Annotated in this window: 20 protein-coding genes and 1 pseudogene; 10 read left to right on the forward strand and 11 right to left on the reverse strand. The window is 69.7% G+C overall.

Annotated features, from left to right (window positions below; all coding sequences use genetic code 11):
• Positions 1-458 precede the first annotated feature (458 nt).
• The gene (locus tag AB5J53_RS22465; protein WP_369247462.1) at positions 459-959 is read left to right on the forward strand and encodes a hypothetical protein; all 501 of its coding nucleotides are present in this window, start codon (positions 459-461) and stop codon (positions 957-959) included.
• Between the two features lie 164 nt (positions 960-1,123).
• On the opposite strand, the gene AB5J53_RS22470 is transcribed toward AB5J53_RS22465, so the two are convergent.
• On the reverse strand, positions 1,124-1,843 hold the full coding sequence (locus tag AB5J53_RS22470) for a pentapeptide repeat-containing protein (RefSeq protein ID WP_369247463.1): 720 nt from the start codon (positions 1,841-1,843) through the stop codon (positions 1,124-1,126).
• Positions 1,844-1,967: 124 nt separating this feature from the next.
• Between AB5J53_RS22470 and AB5J53_RS22475 the strand changes: the two genes are divergently transcribed.
• The 3 genes from AB5J53_RS22475 to AB5J53_RS22485 all read left to right on the forward strand — a co-directional run bounded on the left by AB5J53_RS22475 (position 1,968) and on the right by AB5J53_RS22485 (position 5,766).
• Complete coding sequence (locus tag AB5J53_RS22475) at positions 1,968-3,134, forward strand: FAD-dependent oxidoreductase (protein ID WP_369247464.1); 1,167 nt, start codon at positions 1,968-1,970, stop codon at positions 3,132-3,134.
• Between the two features lie 41 nt (positions 3,135-3,175).
• Positions 3,176-4,156 (forward strand): zinc-binding dehydrogenase, encoded by a 981-nt coding sequence (locus AB5J53_RS22480; protein ID WP_369247465.1) that lies wholly within the window; start codon positions 3,176-3,178, stop codon positions 4,154-4,156.
• 110 nt (positions 4,157-4,266) lie between these two features.
• Entirely contained in the window at positions 4,267-5,766 is a 1,500-nt protein-coding gene (locus AB5J53_RS22485) for an MFS transporter (RefSeq protein WP_369247466.1), read from the forward strand.
• Between the two features lie 70 nt (positions 5,767-5,836).
• Here the strand turns inward: AB5J53_RS22485 and AB5J53_RS22490 are convergent, their stop codons facing one another.
• From AB5J53_RS22490 to AB5J53_RS22500, 3 genes are all read right to left on the reverse strand, one after another.
• Positions 5,837-8,470: a glycosyl hydrolase gene (locus tag AB5J53_RS22490; RefSeq protein ID WP_369247467.1), complete on the reverse strand. Its 2,634-nt coding sequence runs from the start codon at positions 8,468-8,470 to the stop codon at positions 5,837-5,839.
• Between the two features lie 115 nt (positions 8,471-8,585).
• Positions 8,586-9,992 carry an NAD(P)/FAD-dependent oxidoreductase gene (locus AB5J53_RS22495; RefSeq protein ID WP_369247468.1) on the reverse strand — a complete coding sequence of 469 codons (1,407 nt, stop codon included), beginning with the start codon at positions 9,990-9,992 and terminating at the stop codon, positions 8,586-8,588.
• Between the two features lie 10 nt (positions 9,993-10,002).
• Positions 10,003-10,656 carry a rhomboid-like protein gene (locus AB5J53_RS22500; RefSeq protein WP_369247469.1) on the reverse strand — a complete coding sequence of 218 codons (654 nt, stop codon included), beginning with the start codon at positions 10,654-10,656 and terminating at the stop codon, positions 10,003-10,005.
• On the opposite strand from AB5J53_RS22500, the gene AB5J53_RS22505 reads away from it, so the two are divergent.
• From AB5J53_RS22505 to AB5J53_RS22515, 3 genes and pseudogenes are all read left to right on the forward strand, one after another.
• Entirely contained in the window at positions 10,655-11,578 is a 924-nt protein-coding gene (locus AB5J53_RS22505; RefSeq protein ID WP_369247470.1) for an aminoglycoside phosphotransferase family protein, read from the forward strand. The genes AB5J53_RS22500 and AB5J53_RS22505 overlap by 2 nt on opposite strands.
• Before the next feature lie 9 nt (positions 11,579-11,587).
• Complete coding sequence (locus tag AB5J53_RS22510) at positions 11,588-12,079, forward strand: N-acetyltransferase family protein (RefSeq protein WP_369247471.1); 492 nt, start codon at positions 11,588-11,590, stop codon at positions 12,077-12,079.
• 4 nt (positions 12,080-12,083) lie between these two features.
• Positions 12,084-12,351, forward strand: a pseudogene (locus AB5J53_RS22515) (TnsA-like heteromeric transposase endonuclease subunit); the annotation flags it as partial.
• Positions 12,352-13,081: 730 nt separating this feature from the next.
• Here the strand turns inward: AB5J53_RS22515 and AB5J53_RS22520 are convergent.
• Together AB5J53_RS22520 and AB5J53_RS22525 are read right to left on the reverse strand one after the other, a co-directional pair.
• The gene (locus AB5J53_RS22520) at positions 13,082-13,360 is read right to left on the reverse strand and encodes a hypothetical protein (protein ID WP_369247472.1); all 279 of its coding nucleotides are present in this window, start codon (positions 13,358-13,360) and stop codon (positions 13,082-13,084) included.
• A 74-nt stretch (positions 13,361-13,434) separates the two neighbouring features.
• Entirely contained in the window at positions 13,435-14,181 is a 747-nt protein-coding gene (locus AB5J53_RS22525) for a hypothetical protein (protein WP_369247473.1), read from the reverse strand.
• A gap of 536 nt (positions 14,182-14,717) precedes the next feature.
• Between AB5J53_RS22525 and AB5J53_RS22530 the strand changes: the two genes are divergently transcribed.
• The 3 genes from AB5J53_RS22530 (at position 14,718) to AB5J53_RS22540 (ending at position 16,316) form a co-directional block, all read left to right on the forward strand.
• Entirely contained in the window at positions 14,718-15,191 is a 474-nt protein-coding gene (locus AB5J53_RS22530; protein ID WP_369247474.1) for a hypothetical protein, read from the forward strand.
• Between the two features lie 218 nt (positions 15,192-15,409).
• Positions 15,410-15,709: a hypothetical protein gene (locus AB5J53_RS22535; protein ID WP_369247475.1), complete on the forward strand. Its 300-nt coding sequence runs from the start codon at positions 15,410-15,412 to the stop codon at positions 15,707-15,709.
• Positions 15,710-16,016: 307 nt separating this feature from the next.
• Entirely contained in the window at positions 16,017-16,316 is a 300-nt protein-coding gene (locus tag AB5J53_RS22540; RefSeq protein ID WP_369247476.1) for a hypothetical protein, read from the forward strand.
• 183 nt (positions 16,317-16,499) lie between these two features.
• Here the strand turns inward: AB5J53_RS22540 and AB5J53_RS22545 are convergent, their stop codons facing one another.
• From AB5J53_RS22545 to AB5J53_RS22565, 5 genes are all read right to left on the reverse strand, one after another.
• Complete coding sequence (locus tag AB5J53_RS22545) at positions 16,500-17,084, reverse strand: hypothetical protein (protein WP_369247477.1); 585 nt, start codon at positions 17,082-17,084, stop codon at positions 16,500-16,502.
• A gap of 88 nt (positions 17,085-17,172) precedes the next feature.
• Positions 17,173-17,301 (reverse strand): hypothetical protein, encoded by a 129-nt coding sequence (locus tag AB5J53_RS22550; RefSeq protein ID WP_369247478.1) that lies wholly within the window; start codon positions 17,299-17,301, stop codon positions 17,173-17,175.
• A gap of 45 nt (positions 17,302-17,346) precedes the next feature.
• Positions 17,347-17,649: a hypothetical protein gene (locus AB5J53_RS22555; protein WP_369247479.1), complete on the reverse strand. Its 303-nt coding sequence runs from the start codon at positions 17,647-17,649 to the stop codon at positions 17,347-17,349.
• A 320-nt stretch (positions 17,650-17,969) separates the two neighbouring features.
• Entirely contained in the window at positions 17,970-18,350 is a 381-nt protein-coding gene (locus tag AB5J53_RS22560) for a hypothetical protein (protein ID WP_369247480.1), read from the reverse strand.
• 399 nt (positions 18,351-18,749) lie between these two features.
• Complete coding sequence (locus AB5J53_RS22565) at positions 18,750-18,992, reverse strand: hypothetical protein (protein WP_369247481.1); 243 nt, start codon at positions 18,990-18,992, stop codon at positions 18,750-18,752.
• Between the last annotated feature and the right edge of the window lie 539 nt (positions 18,993-19,531).

Below are 19,531 nucleotides of genomic sequence, written 5' to 3' on the forward strand. Positions count from 1 at the left end.
GGGACACGAAGTCCTGCAGAGACCGGGTCCTCGGGACACGAAGTCCTGCAGAGACCGGGTCCTCGGGACACGAAGTCCTGCAGAGACCGGGTCCTCGGGACACGAAGTCCTGCAGAGACCGGGTCCTCCGAGCACGCGGTCCTGCAGAGACCGGGTCCTCGGGACACGAAGTCCTGCAGAGACCGGGTCCTCCGAGCACGCGGTCCTGCAGGGACGGGGGCCTGAGCACGCGGTCCTACAGGAACCGGGCCTCGGAGCACGCGGTCCGTGAACGCGCGTCCTGCGTGAACGGGGCCCTCGGGGGCCCGCGCTCCCGCGGGACGGGGCTCTGTGGGCACGCGGTCCCGAGCACGCCGTCCCGGGCACGCGACCCTCCGGGGACGCCGTCCTCCGGGGCCCTGTCACCGTCACCCCGCGGTCGGCGGAGCCGCCCACCCGGCCGTGACACCATCACCTACGTGCTCGACATCGGCTACGCCCTCTCCAACCGCTTCCCCGACCCCCCGCAGACCGACTACCGCCGCGCGGACGTCCACGCGCTGCGGCACGACCTGTTCTGCGGTGACGTCTATCTCGCCGACACCAAGGCGGACCGGGAGCTGTCCACAGCCTGGGGATGGGTGCCGGTGCTCGACTTCGCGTGGGCGCTGTGCGACATCGTGGAGCAGATCGACCAGGACCCGCGCGGCAGCCGGGCCTCCCGGCCGCAGCACGCGGAGCTGGACTTCACCGAGTCGAGCGACCGCATGCTCTTCGAGCGCCGCTTCGGATGGGTGGACATCGAGGCAGACTGGATGCCGGGCGACGAGGAGCCGCTGACCTTCTCCCACTCCGAACTCCGCCGTGAGGCCCGCGACTTCCTGCACGACCTGATCGCCGACCTCACCGACCTGCACGACGACCTGGCCGAGAACCCGGCGATCTGGACCCTCCAGGCCCGCTTCCCCCGGGTGGGCTGACACCACCACGTACGCCCACGCGTCGGCCCGGTCGGCAAGAAAACGCCCGGTCTGCAGGACCTTGGCCTCGATCTCGGCGAAGAACCCCTCGGCCGGCCGCCGGAAGTCCGCCTCGCGAACCTGGACCTCGTCGCCGAGATCAGCCCAGCGGTCGCCCCGACCGATCAGTCCTGGTCGATCCCCACCACCCGCACCCCCATCTCCGCCGCCAGCACCGGCGCCAGATCCATCAGCTGGACCGGACTGATCACCGCCCCCGCCAGCCGGCCCACCCCCCGCGCGATGTCCAGCTCCGCCGCCGCGCGCAGGTCCACATCCGTGAGGGTCGCCGAGGTGAGGTCCGCTCCCTTGAGGACGCAGTCCACGAACTCCACGCGCTCCAGGCGGGCTCCTCCGAAGTCCGGCTCGACCAGGACGCAGCCCTCGAAGACGACGTCCTTGAGGCGGGCCTTGCGCAGGTTCAGGTAGTCGATCTTGCCGCCGCGGATCAGGACGCGCTCCAGCACGGACCCGTGCAGCTGCACTCCGCCGAGGCGGGCGTCGATCAGTTCGACGTCGCGCAGGGTCGACTCTGCGAGATCGGTGCCCACGCCCCGTATGCCCGTCAGGACCGAGTCCAGCACGCGCGCGTGATGCAGCGACGTCTCGTCCAGCGCGCAGCCCGTCAGCGCGCAGTCCATGAAGCGGGCGCCGCCGCCGTCCTGACCGACGAAGTCCAGCTCCTGGAAATCCAGCCCGTCGTAGTCCCCGTCCGGCTCCAACTCCCCGCCGCCGTACGGCTCCAGCGCCGGCAGCCGCACCTCCGGCCGTCGCGCCGCCTTCACCCCGCTCCCGGGCACCTTCCCGCCCGAACCGCCGCTCCCACCCGCCGCTCTCCTCACCATGCCCCCATACTGCACGCCGCCACTGACAATCCCCCCGACCTGCGAAGACGCCGCCCATGTCACATTCCGGGGCCCTCGACCAGTCGTATTCACCAAGAAGCCCCACAGCAGGGAGAGGCCAACCATGCAGCACATCACCGTCATCGGCGGCGGCTTCGCCGGACTCACCGCAGCCATCACCGCCGCCGAGGCCGGTGCCAAAGTCACCGTGTACGAGGCGCACCACACGCTCGGCGGCCGAGCCCGCACCGCCGAGGGCCCGTACCGGACGAACGAAGGCCCCCACGCCCTCTACAGCGGCGGCCCGCACTGGACCTGGCTCAAGCAGCGGAACCTGATCGGGCCGCTCGCCCCGATCCCGCCCCTGGAAGCCGCCCGGCTGCGGCTGCACCACAAGGGCGCCCTGCGCCGCACCCCGCCCTTCGCGATGCTCAAGCTGCTGCGCCGCTCCTCCCAACAGGCTCCCGTGGACGTGGACTTCATGACGTGGGCGACGGAACAGGCGGGAGAGGAAGGCGCGCGGGCCGCCGCGCACTACTCCGCCGTCGCCCTCTTCCACCACGACCCCGGTTCGCTCTCCGCCGCCTTCGTGCAGGAACGGCTGCGCCGGGCCACCAAGCTGCCCCCGGAGGCGCACTACCCACGGGGCGGATGGGCGAGCGTCATCGACCGGATGGCCGCCCGGGCATGGAATCTCGGCGTGCGCATGGAGACCCTGGCCCGTGTGGACACCGTCCCCGTGGGTCAGGGGCCGGTCGTCGTCGCGACCTCCCTCGCCGCGGCCCGCCGTCTCCTCAAGGACGACTCCCTCACCTGGACCGGCGGCCGTACCGCTCTCATCGACCTGGCCGTGCGCACCCGGCGGGGCGACGCCTTCGCGGTCTCCGACCTGGACGCGCCCGGCTGGATCGAGCGGTTCACGGCCCAGGACCGCACCCTCGCCCCGGCCGGGGAGCAGCTCGTCCAGGGCCAGATCCCGATCGCCCCGCACGAGTCCGGGGCGGACGGCGTCGCCCGTGCCGAGCGCCTCCTCGACCTCGCGTTCGAGGGCTGGCGCGAGCGCGTCACCTGGCGGCGGGAGGCCGTCGCGAACGGTCGTACCGGCGCGGTCGACCTGCCAGGCACCAGCTGGCGGGACCGGCCGTCGATCGACCGGGGCGACGGCGTCTACCTGGCGGGAGACCAGGTCGCCGCCCCCGGCGTGCTCTCGGAGGTCTCCTTCAACAGCGCCCTCGAAGCCGTCGCGCTGGCCTTCAGGATCCGGGAGCGCCTTGACCTCAAGCATGCTTGAGGTTGAACGCTGGGTTTCTCAGGACGATTGGGGAACCCACCATGCACGCCATCCGCCTGCACGCCTTCGGCCCGGCCGAGAACCTCACCCACGAGAAGGCCGAGGACCCCGAGCCGGGCCCCGGCCAGGTCCGTATCGCCGTGGCCGCGGCGGGCGTCCACCTCCTGGACGCGGCCCTGCGCGAAGGCATGCGGGGCCCGGCCCCCGAGCCCACGCCACTGCCGACGATCCCCGGCCGCGAGGTCGCCGGAACCGTCGAGTCCCTGGGCGAGGGCGTCGCCGGTCTCTGGCTCGGCAAGCGCGTCGTCGCCCACCTCGGCTTCGCGCCCGGAGGCTACGCCGAACTGGCCGTCACCGATGTCGACCGCCTCCACGAGATCCCCGGGAACCTGGACTTCGCCCAGGCCGTCGCCATGATCGGAACAGGTCGTACGGCCATGGGGATCCTGCAGTTCGCCGAGCTCGGCCCCGATTCCGTGGCCGTCGTGCCCGCCGCCGCGGGTGGCATCGGCACCCTCCTCGTGCAGTACGCGAAGCACGCGGGCGCCACCGTGATCGGTCTCGCGGGCGGCCCGGAGAAGGTGGCCCGGGTGCGCGACAACGGCGCCGACCTGGCCGTCGACTACAAGGACCCCGCCTGGCCGGAGCAGGTCCGCGCCCACCTCGGCCCGCGCACGGCGACGGTCGTCTTCGACGGTGTGGGCGGCGAGGTCGCCCGCGCCGCCGTCGGTCTCCTCGGCCCCGGCGGGGGGCACATCGTCTTCGGCTGGTCAGGCGAGGGCATCCAGGGCGGGGAGCCGCTGATCGTCGAGGGCGTGACGGAGCAGGTGCTCGGCCCCGTGATGCTGCGCAAGGCAGGCGGCCCCAACCCCGTACGAACCCTGGAACTGCGCGCCCTCGCCGAGGCGGCCGCCGGTCGCCTCGCCCCCGCCGTGACGCGCTTCCCGCTCGCCGAGGCGGCCGCCGCGCACCGGGCGCTGGAAACCCGGGGCACGATCGGAAAGGTGGTGCTGGAGCCGTGACCAGGCACCCGAAAGGCGCGCTCTCCGAAGGCGCACCCCCCACAAGTGCGCCCTCCGATGGCACACGACGCGAAGATGCGATACATCCCTTTTCATGGTCTTCTGGCCAGGTGAGCGTCACCCGAACAGGTGAACCCCAGGCTCCCGAAGGCGCCGATGCCCACCGCTGGTGGGGCCTCGTGATCATCGCCCTCGCACAGCTGATGGTCGTCCTGGACGCGACCATCGTGAACATCGCGCTCCCCTCCGCGCAGCACGACCTGGGCATCTCCGACGGCAACCGGCAGTGGGTCATCACGGCGTACACGCTGGCCTTCGGCGGTCTTCTGCTGCTCGGCGGCCGGATCGCCGACCTCGTCGGCCGCAAGCGCACCTTCGTCTTCGGGCTCATCGGGTTCGCCGTCGCCTCCGCAGTGGGCGGCGCGGCCACCAGCCCCGGCATGCTCTTCGGCGCCCGCGCGCTCCAGGGCAGCTTCGCCGCCGTACTCGCCCCCTCCGCGCTGTCGCTGCTCACCACCACCTTCACCGACCCGAAGGAGCGCGGAAAGGCCTTCGGTGTCTACGGCGCCCTCGCGGGCAGCGGTTCGGCGATCGGTCTCATCGCGGGCGGGCTGCTGACCGAGTACCTGAACTGGCGCTGGTGTCTGTACGTCAACATCCCCATCGCGATCATCGCGGTCTTCGGCGCGTTCGCCCTGCTGCGCGACCGCCCGGGCAACAAGAACGCCCGGCTCGACATACCCGGTGTGATGCTGGGCTGCGGCGGCCTGGTCGCGCTCGTCTACGGCTTCAGCGAGGCCGAGCCGCGCGGCTGGACGGACCCGCTGGTCCTGTCCCTGTTCGCGGTCGGCGTCACCCTGCTGATCGCCTTCGTCGTCTGGCAGACGAAGGCGGCGAGCCCGCTGCTCCCCCTGCACATCGTCAAGGACCGCAACCGCGCCGGCTGCTTCCTGACGATGGCCCTCGCCGTCATCGGCCTGTTCGGCATGTTCCTGTTCCTGACCTACTACCTGCAGGTCGTCCTCGGCTACTCGCCCGTGAAGACCGGCATGGCCTTCCTGCCCCTGACGGCCGCGATCGTCGTCGGTTCCACGCAGATCTCGGCCCGGCTACTGCAGCACGTGGCACCGCGCATGCTGATGGTCCCCGGCATGATCCTCGCGGCCGGCGGCATGCTGATCTTCACCCAGCTCGCGGTCGACTCCGACTACGCGGGCCGGCTGCTGCCCGGCCTGATCCTGATGGGCCTCGGCATGGGCCTGACGTTCATGCCGGTCTTCGCCACCGCCACCGCCGGGGTCGCCCCGCAGGACTCGGGCGTGACCTCGGCGACGGTCAACACCTCGCAACAGGTGGGCGGTTCCATCGGCACGGCCCTTCTGAACACCATCGCCACCACCAGTGGCGCGGCGTACATCGCGGCCCACCTCCACGACCCCGCCCAGCAGGCCCTGATCACGAAGGAGGGCATCGTGCACGGCTACACCGTCGCCATCTGGTGGGCCGTCGGCATCATGCTCCTGGCCGGCCTGGTCGCGGGCCTGATGGTCACGGCGAAGCCCCCGAAACACGCCCCCGCGGACGCGCCCGTACCCGAGTCGGTGGCCTGAACCGGACGCGTGCACGGCAGCGGGGCGGGGCCCCGTCCGGCCCCGCCCCGCTGCCGTGCACTTCAGAGGATCAGCGCAGTCGCCGTACGTCGATCGCCCAGATCCCCCGCCCGTGCGTGGCCGCGTACAGCCGCCCGTCGGGCCCGGTGCGCAGCTGGAGCACGGCCGTCGTGGGCAGGTTGTCCCCGGCGACCTTCCAGCCGGAGGAGCGGGAGGTCCGCACCAGCACGCCGAGGTCCGTACCGACCGCGACGACGCCGCCCTTGAGCAGGGCCACCGAGTTGGCGGGCACGTCGGGCAGGTTTCCGGAGACGTCCTTCCAGGTCACCCCGCCGTCCGTCGTCTCGAACAGGTGACCGACGCCCGCGCCCGGACCCTCGGTCCACTTGCGCGAGAAGCCGTTGACGGCGAGCAGCACGTGGTCGGAGTCGGCCGGGTCGATGGCGAGGCCGGACAGGTAGCGGTTGGGGACCGTGCCGTCGACCGGGAGGGTCAGCTGGTGCCAGCCCGTGCCGTCGGCGTTGCCGACCGCGATGCCCCGGGTGAAGCCCTGGTTGTTGCAGGGGCCGCACCAGGCGGCGTACACCTTTCCGCCGGAGGAGGCGACGGCGGTGGCCGTGTGGCCCTCACCGAGGTCGTACGCGCCGAACCACTCACCGCCGCTGCGGATCGCGTACCCGTGGGTGTTGATCCAGACGTGGCGGCCGCCCGCGACCCAGGTGTTCTTGTCCTTGATGTCGGCGTTCAGCGGGGCGATGAAGCGGGCCTCGCCGGTGGCGTTGTCGGGCGGGGCCACGGAGTAGGAGGTCGCCTTCGACGGGTCGGTGACCCAACTGCCGTCATTCACGGCGCAGTTGTTGGTGACCGAGACGGCCAGGTACACGTACTCCGCCGCTATGTTGCAGCCGTTGTCCGGGTCGGCGATCGTGTCGCCGCCGTCACCGCCGAAGTTGGAGCCCATCACGCGGTCGCCGGGACGCAGGATCGACTGCCCGTTGTCCTGCAGGCCGCCGGTGACGGCAAGGCCGCGGGAGTCGGTCCCCACGCCCACCGAGTAGTACTGCAGCGCGTCCATCGTGCCGTCGTTCAGGGACTTCCAGTCGGTGGCGTGCCCCGAGGCGTCGGCGCTTCCCTTCACGGGCCGCTTGTAGACACCGCCGTCGTCGCCGACCACCAGATACGGCGCGCCCCCGTCACTGCCGATCGCGACCGAGTGCTGGTCCGGATGGGTGGTCGCCGGGCAGTCGCCGCTCTGCTTGGCCGGGTCGATGGACCAGCACGCGAAGCCGAAGTTCCAGTACGGCCCGGGCACGCTCCAGCTCGCCCCGCCGTTCTTGGTCTCGAAGACCTCCTCCAGGCCCGCGTACACATGCTCGGGGTCCTTCGGGTCGACCTGGAGGAACTGGTCGTACCAGGCCTGGATCCCGGGCTGGTATCCGTCACCGGTGAGCGCTGAGCCCGAGTCCCGCAGCCGCTCGTATCCCGCGATCCTCGTCCAGGGCCCGGTCGGTGAACCGGACTTGGAGACGAAGATGCCTTCCAGTCCGCTGTCCGGGTTCTCGGCGGTCATCTCGGGCGACTGGTCGATGGCGTAGTACCGCGACCCGTCCGCGCTGCGCGCGAAGGTCACATTGCCGACGTCCTCGCTGTTGGTCGGCAGATCCCCCAGACCGGTCAGCCGCTCCCAGCCCCGGCTGCCCTTCGCGTAGAAGCCGTTGTAGGTGTCGCCGCCGCGCCAGCCGACGGCCAGCACGACCTTGCTCGGGTTCTTCGGGTCGATGGCTATGTCGCTGGTTATGTTCTTGTACGCGGCCGACGGGTCGGACGCCTTCGAACCGCCCGGCAGATAGTCGGGACTGGGCGCGAACTCCAGCTTCCACGCGCCCTTCAGGGACTTGGTGGAGTGGCTCCACACCCCGCGCGTGGTGGCGGCCCACACCTTGTCGCCGCCGAACCGCAGCGCGTTGATGGACGTGGACTCCAGCTCGTCCCCGCCGACCCGGTCACGCGGGCTGAAGCTGCCCTTGCGCGGATCGTCGAGGACGTAGACGCCGGTCCCGAGGAAGGAGGTCGCGCTGGTGTTGGCCTCGCCGGTCGCGTACCAGAGGCGGCCGCGCGGATCGAGCTGCAGATCGCCGGTGGAGAGGGCGGGCAGCCGGTCGGAGATGTTCTTCCAGTGGCCGCCCCCACGGCTCGACCGGAAGACACCGCCGTTGGCGGCGCCCGCGTACACATACCCGTGGCTGTCGGCCGCGAGCCCGGTCACCCGTCCGGTGACCTTGCCCGCGCCGCCGCTGGAGTTGGAGTTGATGTCGCGGTAGCGCGAGTCGTCGGAGTCGTACGGCAGCCGGGTCACATCGCTCCAACTGCCGCCCGTGTGCGGCAGATCGGAGAGCTGGTCGAACGCCGCCCCGTACGCGCCCGGCGCCACGATCCCCGGCGAGGTCCGCGCCTCGGCGTACTGGTCGGCCTGCTCGGCGATGTTCCCCGACTCGTCCTCGTCCTCCTCCCCCGGGTCCTCCGCGAACGCCGACAGGCCCTTCTGCTGGTGCAGAAGGGCCTGTCGCTGTAGCGCTCGCACACCGAAGGGGTCGGTGTCACCGCCCGACGCCGCCTGGGCCTGCGTAACCGTCAGACCCAGAGCGGCGCTCGCGGCGAAGACCGCCCACACTCGTCTTCTTCTTCGGAAGCCTTTGGCTGCCATGAAAGTTCCCTCCCCTGAGGAAGCCGTGGCGTACATGACACAAGCTGCCAAACAGCTTTGAGGGGAAGGGAGTTATGAGAGAGCCGTGGGACGGCAATCAGAGGGCAAAGTTTCCTCAGTGCCGCCCGGCCACCCGGTCCGCCACCTGAGCAAGGCGCGACGACTGAGCGCTGTGCGTGGTCAGTTCGCGGCGGTCCGCCGTGCGGTAGGTGGCGTACATGCCGTGCACGCCGATCCAGCGGAAGGGCTCCGGCTCCCATTTGCGGACCTTGTGGTTGACCCACGGGAGGGCGGTCAGGTCCGTCGGGCCCGACTGTCCGGAGTCCTGCTGGATCAGGTCGCGCAGCGTGCGCGCGGCGAGGTTGGTGGTGGCGACGCCCGAACCGACGTAGCCGCCGGCCCAGCCGAGGCCCGTCGAGCGGTCCAGGGTCACCGTGGCGCACCAGTCGCGCGGGACGCCGAGGACACCCGACCAGGCGTGCGCCACCCGCACCCCGGCCAGGGACGGGAAGAAGCGGACCAGGATCTCGTGCAGGGCCTCGATGGTCGCCTGCTGCGTGCGGCCGTCGTTGTCGGTGCGCGAGCCGAAGCGGTACGGGACTCCGCGGCCGCCGAGCGCGATGCGGTCGTCGGCGGTGCGCTGCGCATACATGTACGCGTGCGCCATGTCGCCGAGCGTCTCGCGGCCCTCCCAGCCGATCGACTCCCACTGCTCCGCCGACAGGGGCTCCGTCGCGATCATCGACGAGTTCATGGGCAGCCAGGTGCGCTTCTGGCCCTTGAGATTCGCCGTGAAGCCCTCCGTGCAGCGCAGCACGTACGGCGCGCGGACCGTGCCGTACGGCGTGACCGCGTGCTTCGGGCGGATCTCCGTGACCGGCGTCTGCTCGTGGATGGTGACGCCGAGCGCCTCGACGGCCGCCGCGAGCCCCTTGACCAGCTTCACCGGGTGCAGCCGTGCCCCGTGCGGGGTCCAGGTCGAGCCCACCGCGTCCGCGACCCGGATCCGCTCGGCGGTCTCCCGGGCGCCGTACAGCTCGCGGTCCTTCTCGCCGTACGACAGCTCGTGCGCGTGGAAGGCCTTGAGCCGGGCCAACTGGGCGGGTGTGTACGCCACTTCGAGGACGCCGCCCTGATGGATGTCGGCGTCGACGCCCTCCTCGGCGGCGACCCGCACCACCTCGTCCACCGTCTCGTTCATCGCCTGCTGAAGGCGGACCGCCGCCTCCTGGCCGTGCAGCTTCGCGTACCGGTCGCGGCCCGCGATGCCGTTGTAGAGCCAGCCGCCGTTGCGCCCCGAGGCGCCGTAACCGCAGAACTTCTGCTCCAGGACGGTGATACGGAGGAAGGGGGACGCCTTCTTCAGGTAGTACGCGGTCCACAGTCCCGTGTAGCCGCCGCCCACGATGACGACGTCGGCGGACGCGTCGCCGGGCAGCGGCTCCCGCGTCTCGGGGAGGCCGTCGTCCGCGTACCAGAAGGAGATGCCGCCGTTCACGACATTGCTTGCCGAGCTGCTCATGGCCGGGACGTTAACCCCTGAGAGCGGCCACTGTCTCCTTCGGATTCCGTGCTTTTCCGCGACCCCTGACCAGCGGATAGCAGGCCAGACCGATCAGCACCGCGATGAAATGTCCGAGATCGGTGAAGGTGCGACCGGTCGCGAGCGGCACCCCGTACACGACGAGAACGACCGCCAGATACGGATACCGCCACGGCGACGCGATCCGGTAGGTGAGCACCGCGATCACCCCGGCCAGCGCGTAACTCACCCCGATGTCCAGCGTGTTGACCGCCGAGTGCGGCACCACCCCGTGCCGGATGGCCAGCAACAGCGCCCCCTCGCTGATGAGCGAGGCCAGCACGTGCGCGGCCACGCACACCAGCAGCCAGCGCGCGGTGCCCAGCCAGCGCTCGGCCGTGGCGTGGAAAACGGTGTAGAGGACGGCGTACGGCACCCAGTGCCCGCCGTCGATCCACATGGCACTGGCGATCAGCACCCGCACGGGGTTGTTCGACAGCTCGTGGATGTTGGTCGAGCGCTGCCGCAGGAACTGTTCCTCGAACTCCGGCGACATCTGGTGTACGGCCACCGTGGTGACGAAGAGGATCCCCAGCCAGGCGTAGGTACCGGGGGCGCCGCACACGTACCTCCACACCCTGTGGAGGCCCCCGTCAATTCGCATGAGCCGATTCACCCACGCCATTAGGGTCCCATATGTGATCGACATTCCGGATGAGTTGGCCGCCTCTCAGCTCACATTCAACGGAGAGGCAGGTCGCGCGTTCATCGCCGCGCTCCCGGAGCGGGCCGCGGACTTCCTCGACCGCTGGGAGCTGCGCCTCGACGGCCCCTCCATGCACGGGGTGACGGCCCTGGTCCTGCCCGTGCGCCGCCCCGGCGGAACTCCGGCCGTCCTCAAGCTCCAGCTCCTCGACGAGGAGAGCGAGGGCGAGCCGGTCGCCTTGCGCGTCTGGGACGGCGACGGAGCGGTACGGCTCCTCGAACACGACTCGGCCACCGGCACCATGCTCCTGGAACGCCTCGACCCGGCCCGCATGCTGTCGCACGTGCCCGACACCCGCGAGGCCGTCCTGGTCATCGCCCGCCTGCTGGCCCACCTCACCTCCGTACCGGCACCGCGGGGCATGCGGCGGCTCGGCGACATCGCGCGGGCGATGCTGGAGCAGCTGCCGTGGGCGCTGGAGCGGGTCCCGGACCCCGACGCCCGCCGCCTCCTCGCCGACTGCGCGGCCGCCGAACGCGAGGTCGTCGCCGAACCGGGCGACCGCCTCCTGCACTGGGACCTCCACTACGAGAACGTCCTCGCCTCCGACCGCGCCCCGTGGCTCGCCATCGACCCGAAGCCGCTGGCCGGCGACCCCGGCTTCGACCTGTGCCCCGCCCTCGACAACCGCTTCGACGCGGACGAGATCCGCTGGCGCTTCGACGCGATGACGGACGTGATGGGACTGGACCGGCAGCGGGCCCGGGCCTGGACCCTCGCCCGCGTCCTGCAGAACTCCCTCTGGGAGATCGAGGACGGCCGCCCCCTGGAGGCCCAGCAGCTGGAGATCGCCCGCCGACTCCGCGACAGCCCCAGCTAGTCTCGCCGCATGATTCGCACCGCGACCCCCGCCGACATCCCCGTCATCCACGCCCTCGTCCGTGAACTGGCCGAGTACGAGAAGGTCCTGGAGGAGGCGAGGGCGACACCGGAGCAGCTGCGCGAGGCGCTTTTCGGCGAGCACCCGGCGGCGTACGCGCACATAGCGGTGGACGACACGACGGGCGAGCCGGTCGGCTTCGCCCTGTGGTTCCTGAACTTCTCGACCTGGCGCGGCGTCCACGGCATCTACCTGGAAGACCTGTACGTACGCCCCCAGGCGCGCGGCGCCGGGCACGGCAAGGCGCTGCTGACGGAGCTGGCGCGGATCTGCGTGGAACACGGCTACCAGCGCCTGGAGTGGGCCGTCCTGAACTGGAACCGCCCGTCGATCGACTTCTACGAATCGCTGGGCGCCCGTCCGCAGGACGAGTGGACGGTGTACCGGCTGACGGACGGGGCGCTGCGGGCGCTGGGTGACGGGCCCCGAGCGGATCTCTGAGCCGTTGGAGGGGGCGGCGCCGGCACGTCCGTTCCGCTGGCCCAAGGGCGGGGAGAGCTTCGCGGGCTGGTACTTCTGCGCGACCACGCGCGAGCGCATCGGCTACGAATCGTCGGCTGGAGCGGGACCGGCTGATCCTTCTGGACGCCGGTCCAGAGGTGACGGGGATCGCTTCGCGGCCGTTCTGGCCGCACTGGCACGGCGGCCGACGCAGGCGCCGCCACGCTCCCGATCACTTCGTGCGTCTCGCGGACGGGCGGGGCCGGGCGGTGGGTGCCCGACTGATGACCGTGTCGACGAGGCGGTCGGACGCGGAGGCGTTCGCGGCGACGGAGCGGGCCTGCCTTGCGGTGGTGCGGCGCCGCCGGGGCACGTCGTGGCGGCGGGGATGGGCGGCACATCGCGGCGGTCCGACTACGACATCGTTCGCCGGAAGCGGGAGTTGGAGCCCGAACCCGGTGAGTGCGGCCATTCGGCCCGCGCCGTGAACGGGGATGAAGGCGGTCCCAGCTCATGGGCACGAGCCGGCCCGTGCCGATCGGTGGCCCGCACTGTCTCGACTGCGGCCTTGACCCAGGTCTACGGATTGGCCTCGGCCTATCTGGCGTCTGGTGCCGTCGCCGAGGGTCACGGGCAGGGCGCCGAGGGGAGTGCCGGGTCGGACCGTGGCCGTGATGCGCGGTCCTGCCGACGTCCAGGCCCGGGACGACACCCGCCTCGTCGATGTCGTCCAGCCCATCCTCCGGAAGCACGGTTCATGCGGTACCGACTGGGGTGTAGGCACCGTACGCACGCCACGGTTGTAGGCCTGCCGCTCGCGAAGAACTCGGTGTTGCGCCGGGACGGGCGACAGCCGGACCCCTCATCACGGTCTCCACGGCACCGCTCGGGCCCGGTGACACCACCCCAGGTCATCCGATCGCCAGGGAAGCAGTCATGCCGGGCCCGGTGGCCGGCGGTCCTCTTGCAGGACCGCGAAGCAGGATTGTGCAGCGCGGCTGCTCAGAACGCCCTGCTGTTGCAGCCCAAGTCCGAACCGAGGTGGGCGGACTGCGCACCCGGGTCCCCTTCGCCGTTCAGCAGGTTGCCTGCCAAGCCGCTGAAGGCGCCGACGTTGCCCAGGACGTCGATGTTCATGTCGTGCGAGCGGCACTCGGCGCTCTGCGTGACGTCGAAGTCGTCGTGGCCGGGCTCACCGTGTGCGAAGGCGGTGCCGGCGCCGAAGGAGCCGACACTGCCGAGGACGGCGCCCACGAGGGCGACCTTCTGAAGCTTGCGCATTTCTTCTCCGTTGGTCGAGCGGATGCGATCTGCAGCAGATCGAGTTGGGACGGTGGTCGATTGCGGGGAGGCCATCAGCCGAGTCGGGGCAGACCCAACTGGCCCACGGGAGGCGCCGCGACCTGTCCGAGGCCGAGACCGGGGACCTGCGGTGGACCGGCCGGCGCGATCAGCGGGTTGATGAGCGGGTTCACCGACGGGTTCACCTGCGGGTTCACCTGCGGTGCGACACGCGGCGCGGGCTCCGGGTTGAACATCTGGGGTACGGCGACCTGCGGGGCGACCTGCGGAGTGACCTGCGGCGCCGTCTGCGGGGCGACCTGCGGCACGACCTGCGCCGGCTGCTGCTGAGGGGCGGCCTGCTGCGGTACATACGGCGAGCCGGAGGCCTGCGCGGCGCCCCCCGACGAGGCCCAGGCGGAGGCCTGACCACTCTGCTGCGGGGCATACGCCGGGGCCGCGTACTGAGGCGCCGGCTGGGAGTAGGGCTGCGGAGCGGAGACCTGTGCGGTGCCCGTCGAACGGGACGCTGCCGTGGCCTGCGGACCACTCTGCTGGGGGGCCTGGTACTGGGGAGCAGGCGCGGGGGGTGCGTACTGGGGGGCCTGGTACTGGGGAGCAGGCGCGGGGGGTGCGTACTGGGGGGCCTGGTACTGAGGAGCAGGCGCGGGGGGTGCGTACTGGGGCGCCGGATACTCGGGAGCGGGCACCGGAGCACCGCTGTACCCGACGGGAGCGTCGGCATAGCTGACGCCGGCGCCGATGGCGGACAGACCGCCGGCCGCTGCTACGACGAGCGCGGCCTTGTGAAGCTTTCGCATGGAACCCTCGGCCCTTCAATACCTGTACAGGGAAATCCGTTGTATTCAGTGCAGTCTTGCGTGCGCTCAGTCTGATATTCGTACTGCGCCCCAACAGGGGTAATCCTGGGCTGTCGTGTGGACTTCACGCCGGAGCCGACAGCGGATCCCGTTGCCCCTCTCTCCGATTCACGATCGCTGCCCTTTCCCAGTTGGCAACGACATTCCCTCCGATCCGGTCACGGCATCCAAAATTCCGTCACCCATCTGCCATCGATCGGATTACCGGCCCGTCGCGCCGCAGGTGAGTGAGCACTTGACGACCCGTCAAGAACGAGTGCGCGCCCCACACTCCTTCGTTGACGATTCACACCCTCTGGCAATTGGGTGACCACGCCCCGGCTCCCGTGACTGGACCCGTACTCATCTCGTTCCCCACTGAGCCAGAACGATGGTCCATCGCAGCCGTACAGGGCAGCAAAAACAGCAACAGCCGCACTGGCTCATCAGCATTCCAGTACGTTCCATGCACAGGTCAATGAAGGGCCGAGGGTTCCATGCGCAAGCTTCAGCAGGTCGCGCTCATCGTCGCAGCAGCCGGCGGTCTGTCCGCCGGCGGCGCCGGCCCCAGCGTCGCCGCCGCTCCCGTTGCGTACAACGGTGCCGTTCCGCCCCCCGTTGCACAGCCGGACGTCCAGGCCGCCTCGTCGACCACCTCGCAGGCCACCGCGCGCCCTTACGGCTCGCCGGCCGCGCCGCAGCAGGCGGCCCCGCAGCAGCCCGCTGAGGTCAGCCCGCAGGTCAACCCACAGCTGAACCCGCAGCTCAGCCCGCAGATCTCCCCGCAGACGGCTCCGGCGCAGGCCGCCCCGCCGAACCAGAACAACCTCTTCCATCCGGACCAGGAGTGCAGCCCGCAGTCCCTGCTCAACGCGAATCTCCCGGTCGCCCTGCTCGCCGCCGCCGAGACCCGGGGCATCAACTGCACCCAGGCCAACAGCCAGGCGAACGCCGTCGCCCACGCCCGCTAGGCCGCCGGACGGCCGGACATCGACGCCCAGCACGGGCCCTTCGAGGATCGCCCCCCGAAGGGCCCGCTCGTATGCGCTGCGGCTTCCGGGTGCTCCCGCCAAGAGATCATGAAATCGGCGCGTCGCTGTCCGATTTGGGATATTTCGTATTAATCTCCCGTAACTGTACGAAGTCGATCTGTCATAGATCGCATCCACTTCACTCCACCGGAGATGACATGCACAAGCTTCGCAAGGCTGCCGTCCTGGTCGCTGCCCTCAGCAGCGTCGGACTCCTGGGTGCTGGCACCGCCCACGCCGACCAGGGCGGCGGCTATGGCAAGGGCGGCGGCAAGGACAAGGGCGACAGCTACAACGTCCTGCAGAGCTCCAACTGCAAGTCGCACGACCTGAACCTCAACCTCCTCGGCAACGTCGGGCTCCTCACCGGCCTGATCGGGATCGGCGACGAGGGCAACGCGGGCGCACAGGACACCCACGTCGGCTCGAGCCAGGGCTGCAACAACAGCGCCTGGTAGGCACGTGACGGTCGCATAGGCGACCAAGAGCGGGAAACAGGTCCCGGCACCGAGTCCCAGGCCCGGCGCCGGGCCCCTTTTGTGTCGAAGCGGCCATCCGATCGGTGTCGTCGGCGAGCCGACGGAGCCAGGTGCCGACGTCGCGATTCACTCGCGGATTGGGGTATGTCCCGCTATCGACCAAGGCGGGAAGGATGCCCGAATTCGGCGCGCCGCCCGATGTTTTGGGGATATTTCGTATTAGCCTCCATAACTGAACGAAGTCGATCTGTCGCAGATCGCATCCTTTTCACTCACCGGAGATGACATGCACAAGCTTCGCAAGGCTGCCGTCCTGGTCGCTGCCCTCGGCAGCGTCGGACTCCTGAGCGCCGGCGCTGCCCACGCCGATCAGGGCGGCTGGGGTTCGGGCGAAGACGGCAAGAAGAGCTACAACGTCCTGCAGAGCAGCACCTGCAAGTCGCACGACACCAACCTCAACATCCTCGGCAGCGTCGGGCTGCTCACCGGCCTGCTCGGGGTCAACGACGAGGGCAACCCGGGCGCACAGCAGACCTCCCTGGGCTCGAGCCAGGGCTGCGACAACAGCGCTTTCGGCAAGAAGTAGGTCACAACATTCCTCGGTGCCCCGGCCACAGGCCGGGGCACCGAGGCGTTTGTGTCGCCGGAAAGCCCTGTCGAAACCGTCGAGGTAACCGGATAGTTCCGTCAGGCCACGGTCGACCGATGCCGTAGAAAGACGAAATGCCGGATCGGGAGCGATCCCGGTCCGGCATTCGCCGATCGCGCCTCAGAAATCGAAGTGAGGCCGCTTGAAGCCCTTGGGCAGTTGCGCCTTGTTGGAGCAGTTCACAACCGGCCCGACCTTCGTGGACCCCGTATTCAGCAGGTCGTTGTCGGGCCCCACCAAGCGCGGCCGGTCGGTCGTCTCGCAGTCTTGCATCTGCTTGACGACGATCCTGCCGTCCTCGTCGATGTGGACGGTCTCGCTCTTGCGAATGCAGGTGGTTTCACCCAGGGCGGAGCTCTTGCAATCGCCCGGGGGTTCATCGGCGTACGCCTGCGCGGCGCCGACGTAGATCACGGCGAGACTTCCCAGAAGCCCCGAGACGGTTGCGATCTTCTGCCGACTGAACATGTGCTGCGTTCCTTTGCAATCGAGCCCGGGCGCCTGTGCCGTTGACCGGCGGGCGCCCGAGCCTTGGAGAAGGTCGAAATATGGGACCCTGCGCCTGGATGCCTTTGCGGCGATTCCGGCGACAGCATTGATGCAGCCCGGACGCGCACCCTGGTGGGTCTGCTGCGCGTCCGGGCTGCCTCTGCCGTTGGGGGTGTCACTCAGCACACCGTTGAACAGCCCGAGCTGATCGAGCACATGGATGTTCAGATCGTGCGATGTGCATACGGTGCATGTGGTGTTCTGGCCAGGGCTCGGACTGCGGTGCGGCTACCTGAGCAACGGCCTATGGGGCCCACGTGGCCTCGGCGTTGGCCTGCGAGGAAGCCACCGCGGTGACCTGCGGACCATCGAAGCCGTCGGCGAGGCTGACGCCGACGCCGAGGGTGGACAGCCCCGCGACCGTTACGACCACGACCGCAGCGCACCGAAACATGCGCATCGGGCCCTCGGCGCTTTTTTACTTGTCGTAGTCGTCCGGGGAGTGCTGGCTGTAACCCTCCTCGGGCGCGGACTCCTTGGGAGCCTCGGGCGCGGAGTACTTGGGAGCCTCCGGCGCGGAGTACTTGGGAGCCTCCGGCGCGGAGTACGGCTGGGCGTAGTAGCCGCCCCACGTGGCCACGGCGTTGGCCTGCGAGTTGGCCACCGCGGTGATCTGCGGAGGAGCGTCTTCGTAACCGTCGGCGAAGCTGACGCCGATGCCGAGGGTGGACAGCCCCGCGACCGCTGCGGCTACGACCGCAGCGCGCTGAAACTTACGCATGGTTTAACCCTTTCCCGGGCGTGATGCCCTGGCTTGACTACTTATTGTGAGCATATACACACAATCTGTAGCAATTTGGGATCTTCGCCCTTCCATACGTCGTGTCGGCCCATGGCGAGGCACCCTTCCGTCCGCCTCGTCCCCCTGAAAGCAACGACGTTCCCCCGGGGCCGAGTCACGGGCAGCGAGGGGCGGTCACCCGTTTGCCCGTCGACGCGCTCGCGTGGACGCTCAAGCAGCGGATGGCCGGCCCAGGTCACCCTGGTCCGGCCATCCGCTGCTTGAAAGTGAGGAAGGTGTCGGAAGGTTCCGCCCCGGGCTCAGCCCAGCAGGCCAGGCAGCCCCAGACCGTTGTCACTCTTGTCACTCTTGTCACTCTTGTCACTGTTGTCGGGTGCCGACCCCGCCTTGGGGGAACAGGTCACTTCGGGCCCGATCTTCGTGCTCCCATTGTTCAGAACGGGGATGACGGGCAACGAGAAGGGCTTCGTCGGCACGCAGCCCTGTGCCTGGCGGACGACGAACCCGTCACCTTCGGACATGTCGCCGACGATCCGTTGGACGCAGGTGACGTTGCCCTCAGAGTCGAAAGTGCAGGTGCCCGGGCCTCCGGCGGCATACGCCTGGGTGGCGCCGGCACAGGTCACGGCGAGGCCGCAGAGAAGCCCCGAGACGGCCGCGATCTTCTTCCTACTGAACATGTGATGCTTTTCCTTTGTGAGAGGCGCCCGGGCGTCGTGCGCCGCGAACCGGCCGCGCCGGACCCTGGGAATGTCGAGAGAGGCGGGCTCCGGCGTCCGACCCATGTCCGGAACGTTCGGGTCCGTTTCGCTTACGAAGTGAAGGGCTGACCTGCTGAAGGCGCTGTTGCCGCGGTCCACGCCCGAGCCGACCGGTGCGGCCTGGGCACCCGCCGGACCCTCGCTGCTGAGCGCTTTGCCGGCAACTGCTCATCGATGCGCCGGATTTCAGAGCCATCGCGAACGCATGCGGGTCACAGGAGCGGCCTCGAGCTCCGGGCGGCCGCACGTGAACGGGCCCCTTCGGGGGTGACCCCGAGGGGCTCGCGGAAAGCGTCGCGCACGATTACGCCGCAGACCTCAGCCGGTGAAGGCGTTGTTGAACTGGCCGCAGGTGGTGTCGAAGGTCTCGGAGAGGCCCAGCACGCCGATCGGGATGTCGTTCTCGGCCACCGTCTGCGGACTGCACTCCTGGTAGGGGCGGTACTGCTCGTTCACCTTCGGCGCATCGTCGTGGGCGTAGGCGGTACCGGCGCCGGCACCGATAGCGGACAGACCGCCGGCCGCCACTGCTGCGATCATGGCCTGCTGAAACTTGCGCATGGAACCTCGGTCCTTCATTGCCTGTATGTCGAGGCTGATTGCCTACTGTGACTGAACGAACACTAACAGTAGCGATCCGGGGTATTCCACACTGCTGGGTATCCCGTGTCCAAGCGGGGACATGGGCGCGTACGGGGTTCTCGAGGGCCGGTCGAACACACCATGGCGCACGCTCGGTCCGCGATGACGACTACTCAACCCGGCCTGGTGCAGGCTTACTTGGCGACGAAGTTCGACCTACCGGCCCCCTGGGTGCCAGAGGGCTCCCCTCGGGAGGATTCGAGCCTTCGGCCAAGTGAGAGGTCGCTTACTCGCGGTGTTTCATCCCAACTCGTCCGCGCCACGACCCCGTTCACCGAGCCATACCGGGCGTGGCGGGAGAGCGTGGTCTCGTGCGGGCCGCCAACGATGCAACGCTCGGCGCGTCCCCTCTCTCCCCTCCCCGGCGCAGGCTAAGTTCTACAGACCGCTCCTCGACGTGCGCCCCGAGTACCTCAACTCCGGGTTCGACGAGGTCCGCGAAGTACGGCTCCTTCTCG

This window comes from Streptomyces sp. R41, assembly GCF_041053055.1.
Classification (GTDB): Bacteria; Actinomycetota; Actinomycetes; order Streptomycetales; family Streptomycetaceae; genus Streptomyces.

Coding starts and splice junctions, on each gene's coding strand:
- AB5J53_RS22470 (WP_369247463.1), bottom strand. CDS start 1,843: ATGGTGAGGAGAGCGGCGGGTGGGAGCGGCGGTTCGGGCGGGAAGGTG.
- AB5J53_RS22475 (WP_369247464.1), top strand. CDS start 1,968: ATGCAGCACATCACCGTCATCGGCGGCGGCTTCGCCGGACTCACCGCA.
- AB5J53_RS22480 (WP_369247465.1), top strand. CDS start 3,176: ATGCACGCCATCCGCCTGCACGCCTTCGGCCCGGCCGAGAACCTCACC.
- AB5J53_RS22490 (WP_369247467.1), bottom strand. CDS start 8,470: ATGGCAGCCAAAGGCTTCCGAAGAAGAAGACGAGTGTGGGCGGTCTTC.
- AB5J53_RS22495 (WP_369247468.1), bottom strand. CDS start 9,992: ATGAGCAGCTCGGCAAGCAATGTCGTGAACGGCGGCATCTCCTTCTGG.
- AB5J53_RS22505 (WP_369247470.1), top strand. CDS start 10,655: ATGAGCCGATTCACCCACGCCATTAGGGTCCCATATGTGATCGACATT.
- AB5J53_RS22500 (WP_369247469.1), bottom strand. CDS start 10,656: ATGCGAATTGACGGGGGCCTCCACAGGGTGTGGAGGTACGTGTGCGGC.
- AB5J53_RS22510 (WP_369247471.1), top strand. CDS start 11,588: ATGATTCGCACCGCGACCCCCGCCGACATCCCCGTCATCCACGCCCTC.
- AB5J53_RS22520 (WP_369247472.1), bottom strand. CDS start 13,360: ATGCGCAAGCTTCAGAAGGTCGCCCTCGTGGGCGCCGTCCTCGGCAGT.
- AB5J53_RS22525 (WP_369247473.1), bottom strand. CDS start 14,181: ATGCGAAAGCTTCACAAGGCCGCGCTCGTCGTAGCAGCGGCCGGCGGT.
- AB5J53_RS22530 (WP_369247474.1), top strand. CDS start 14,718: ATGCGCAAGCTTCAGCAGGTCGCGCTCATCGTCGCAGCAGCCGGCGGT.
- AB5J53_RS22535 (WP_369247475.1), top strand. CDS start 15,410: ATGCACAAGCTTCGCAAGGCTGCCGTCCTGGTCGCTGCCCTCAGCAGC.
- AB5J53_RS22540 (WP_369247476.1), top strand. CDS start 16,017: ATGCACAAGCTTCGCAAGGCTGCCGTCCTGGTCGCTGCCCTCGGCAGC.
- AB5J53_RS22555 (WP_369247479.1), bottom strand. CDS start 17,649: ATGCGTAAGTTTCAGCGCGCTGCGGTCGTAGCCGCAGCGGTCGCGGGG.
- AB5J53_RS22560 (WP_369247480.1), bottom strand. CDS start 18,350: ATGTTCAGTAGGAAGAAGATCGCGGCCGTCTCGGGGCTTCTCTGCGGC.
- AB5J53_RS22565 (WP_369247481.1), bottom strand. CDS start 18,992: ATGCGCAAGTTTCAGCAGGCCATGATCGCAGCAGTGGCGGCCGGCGGT.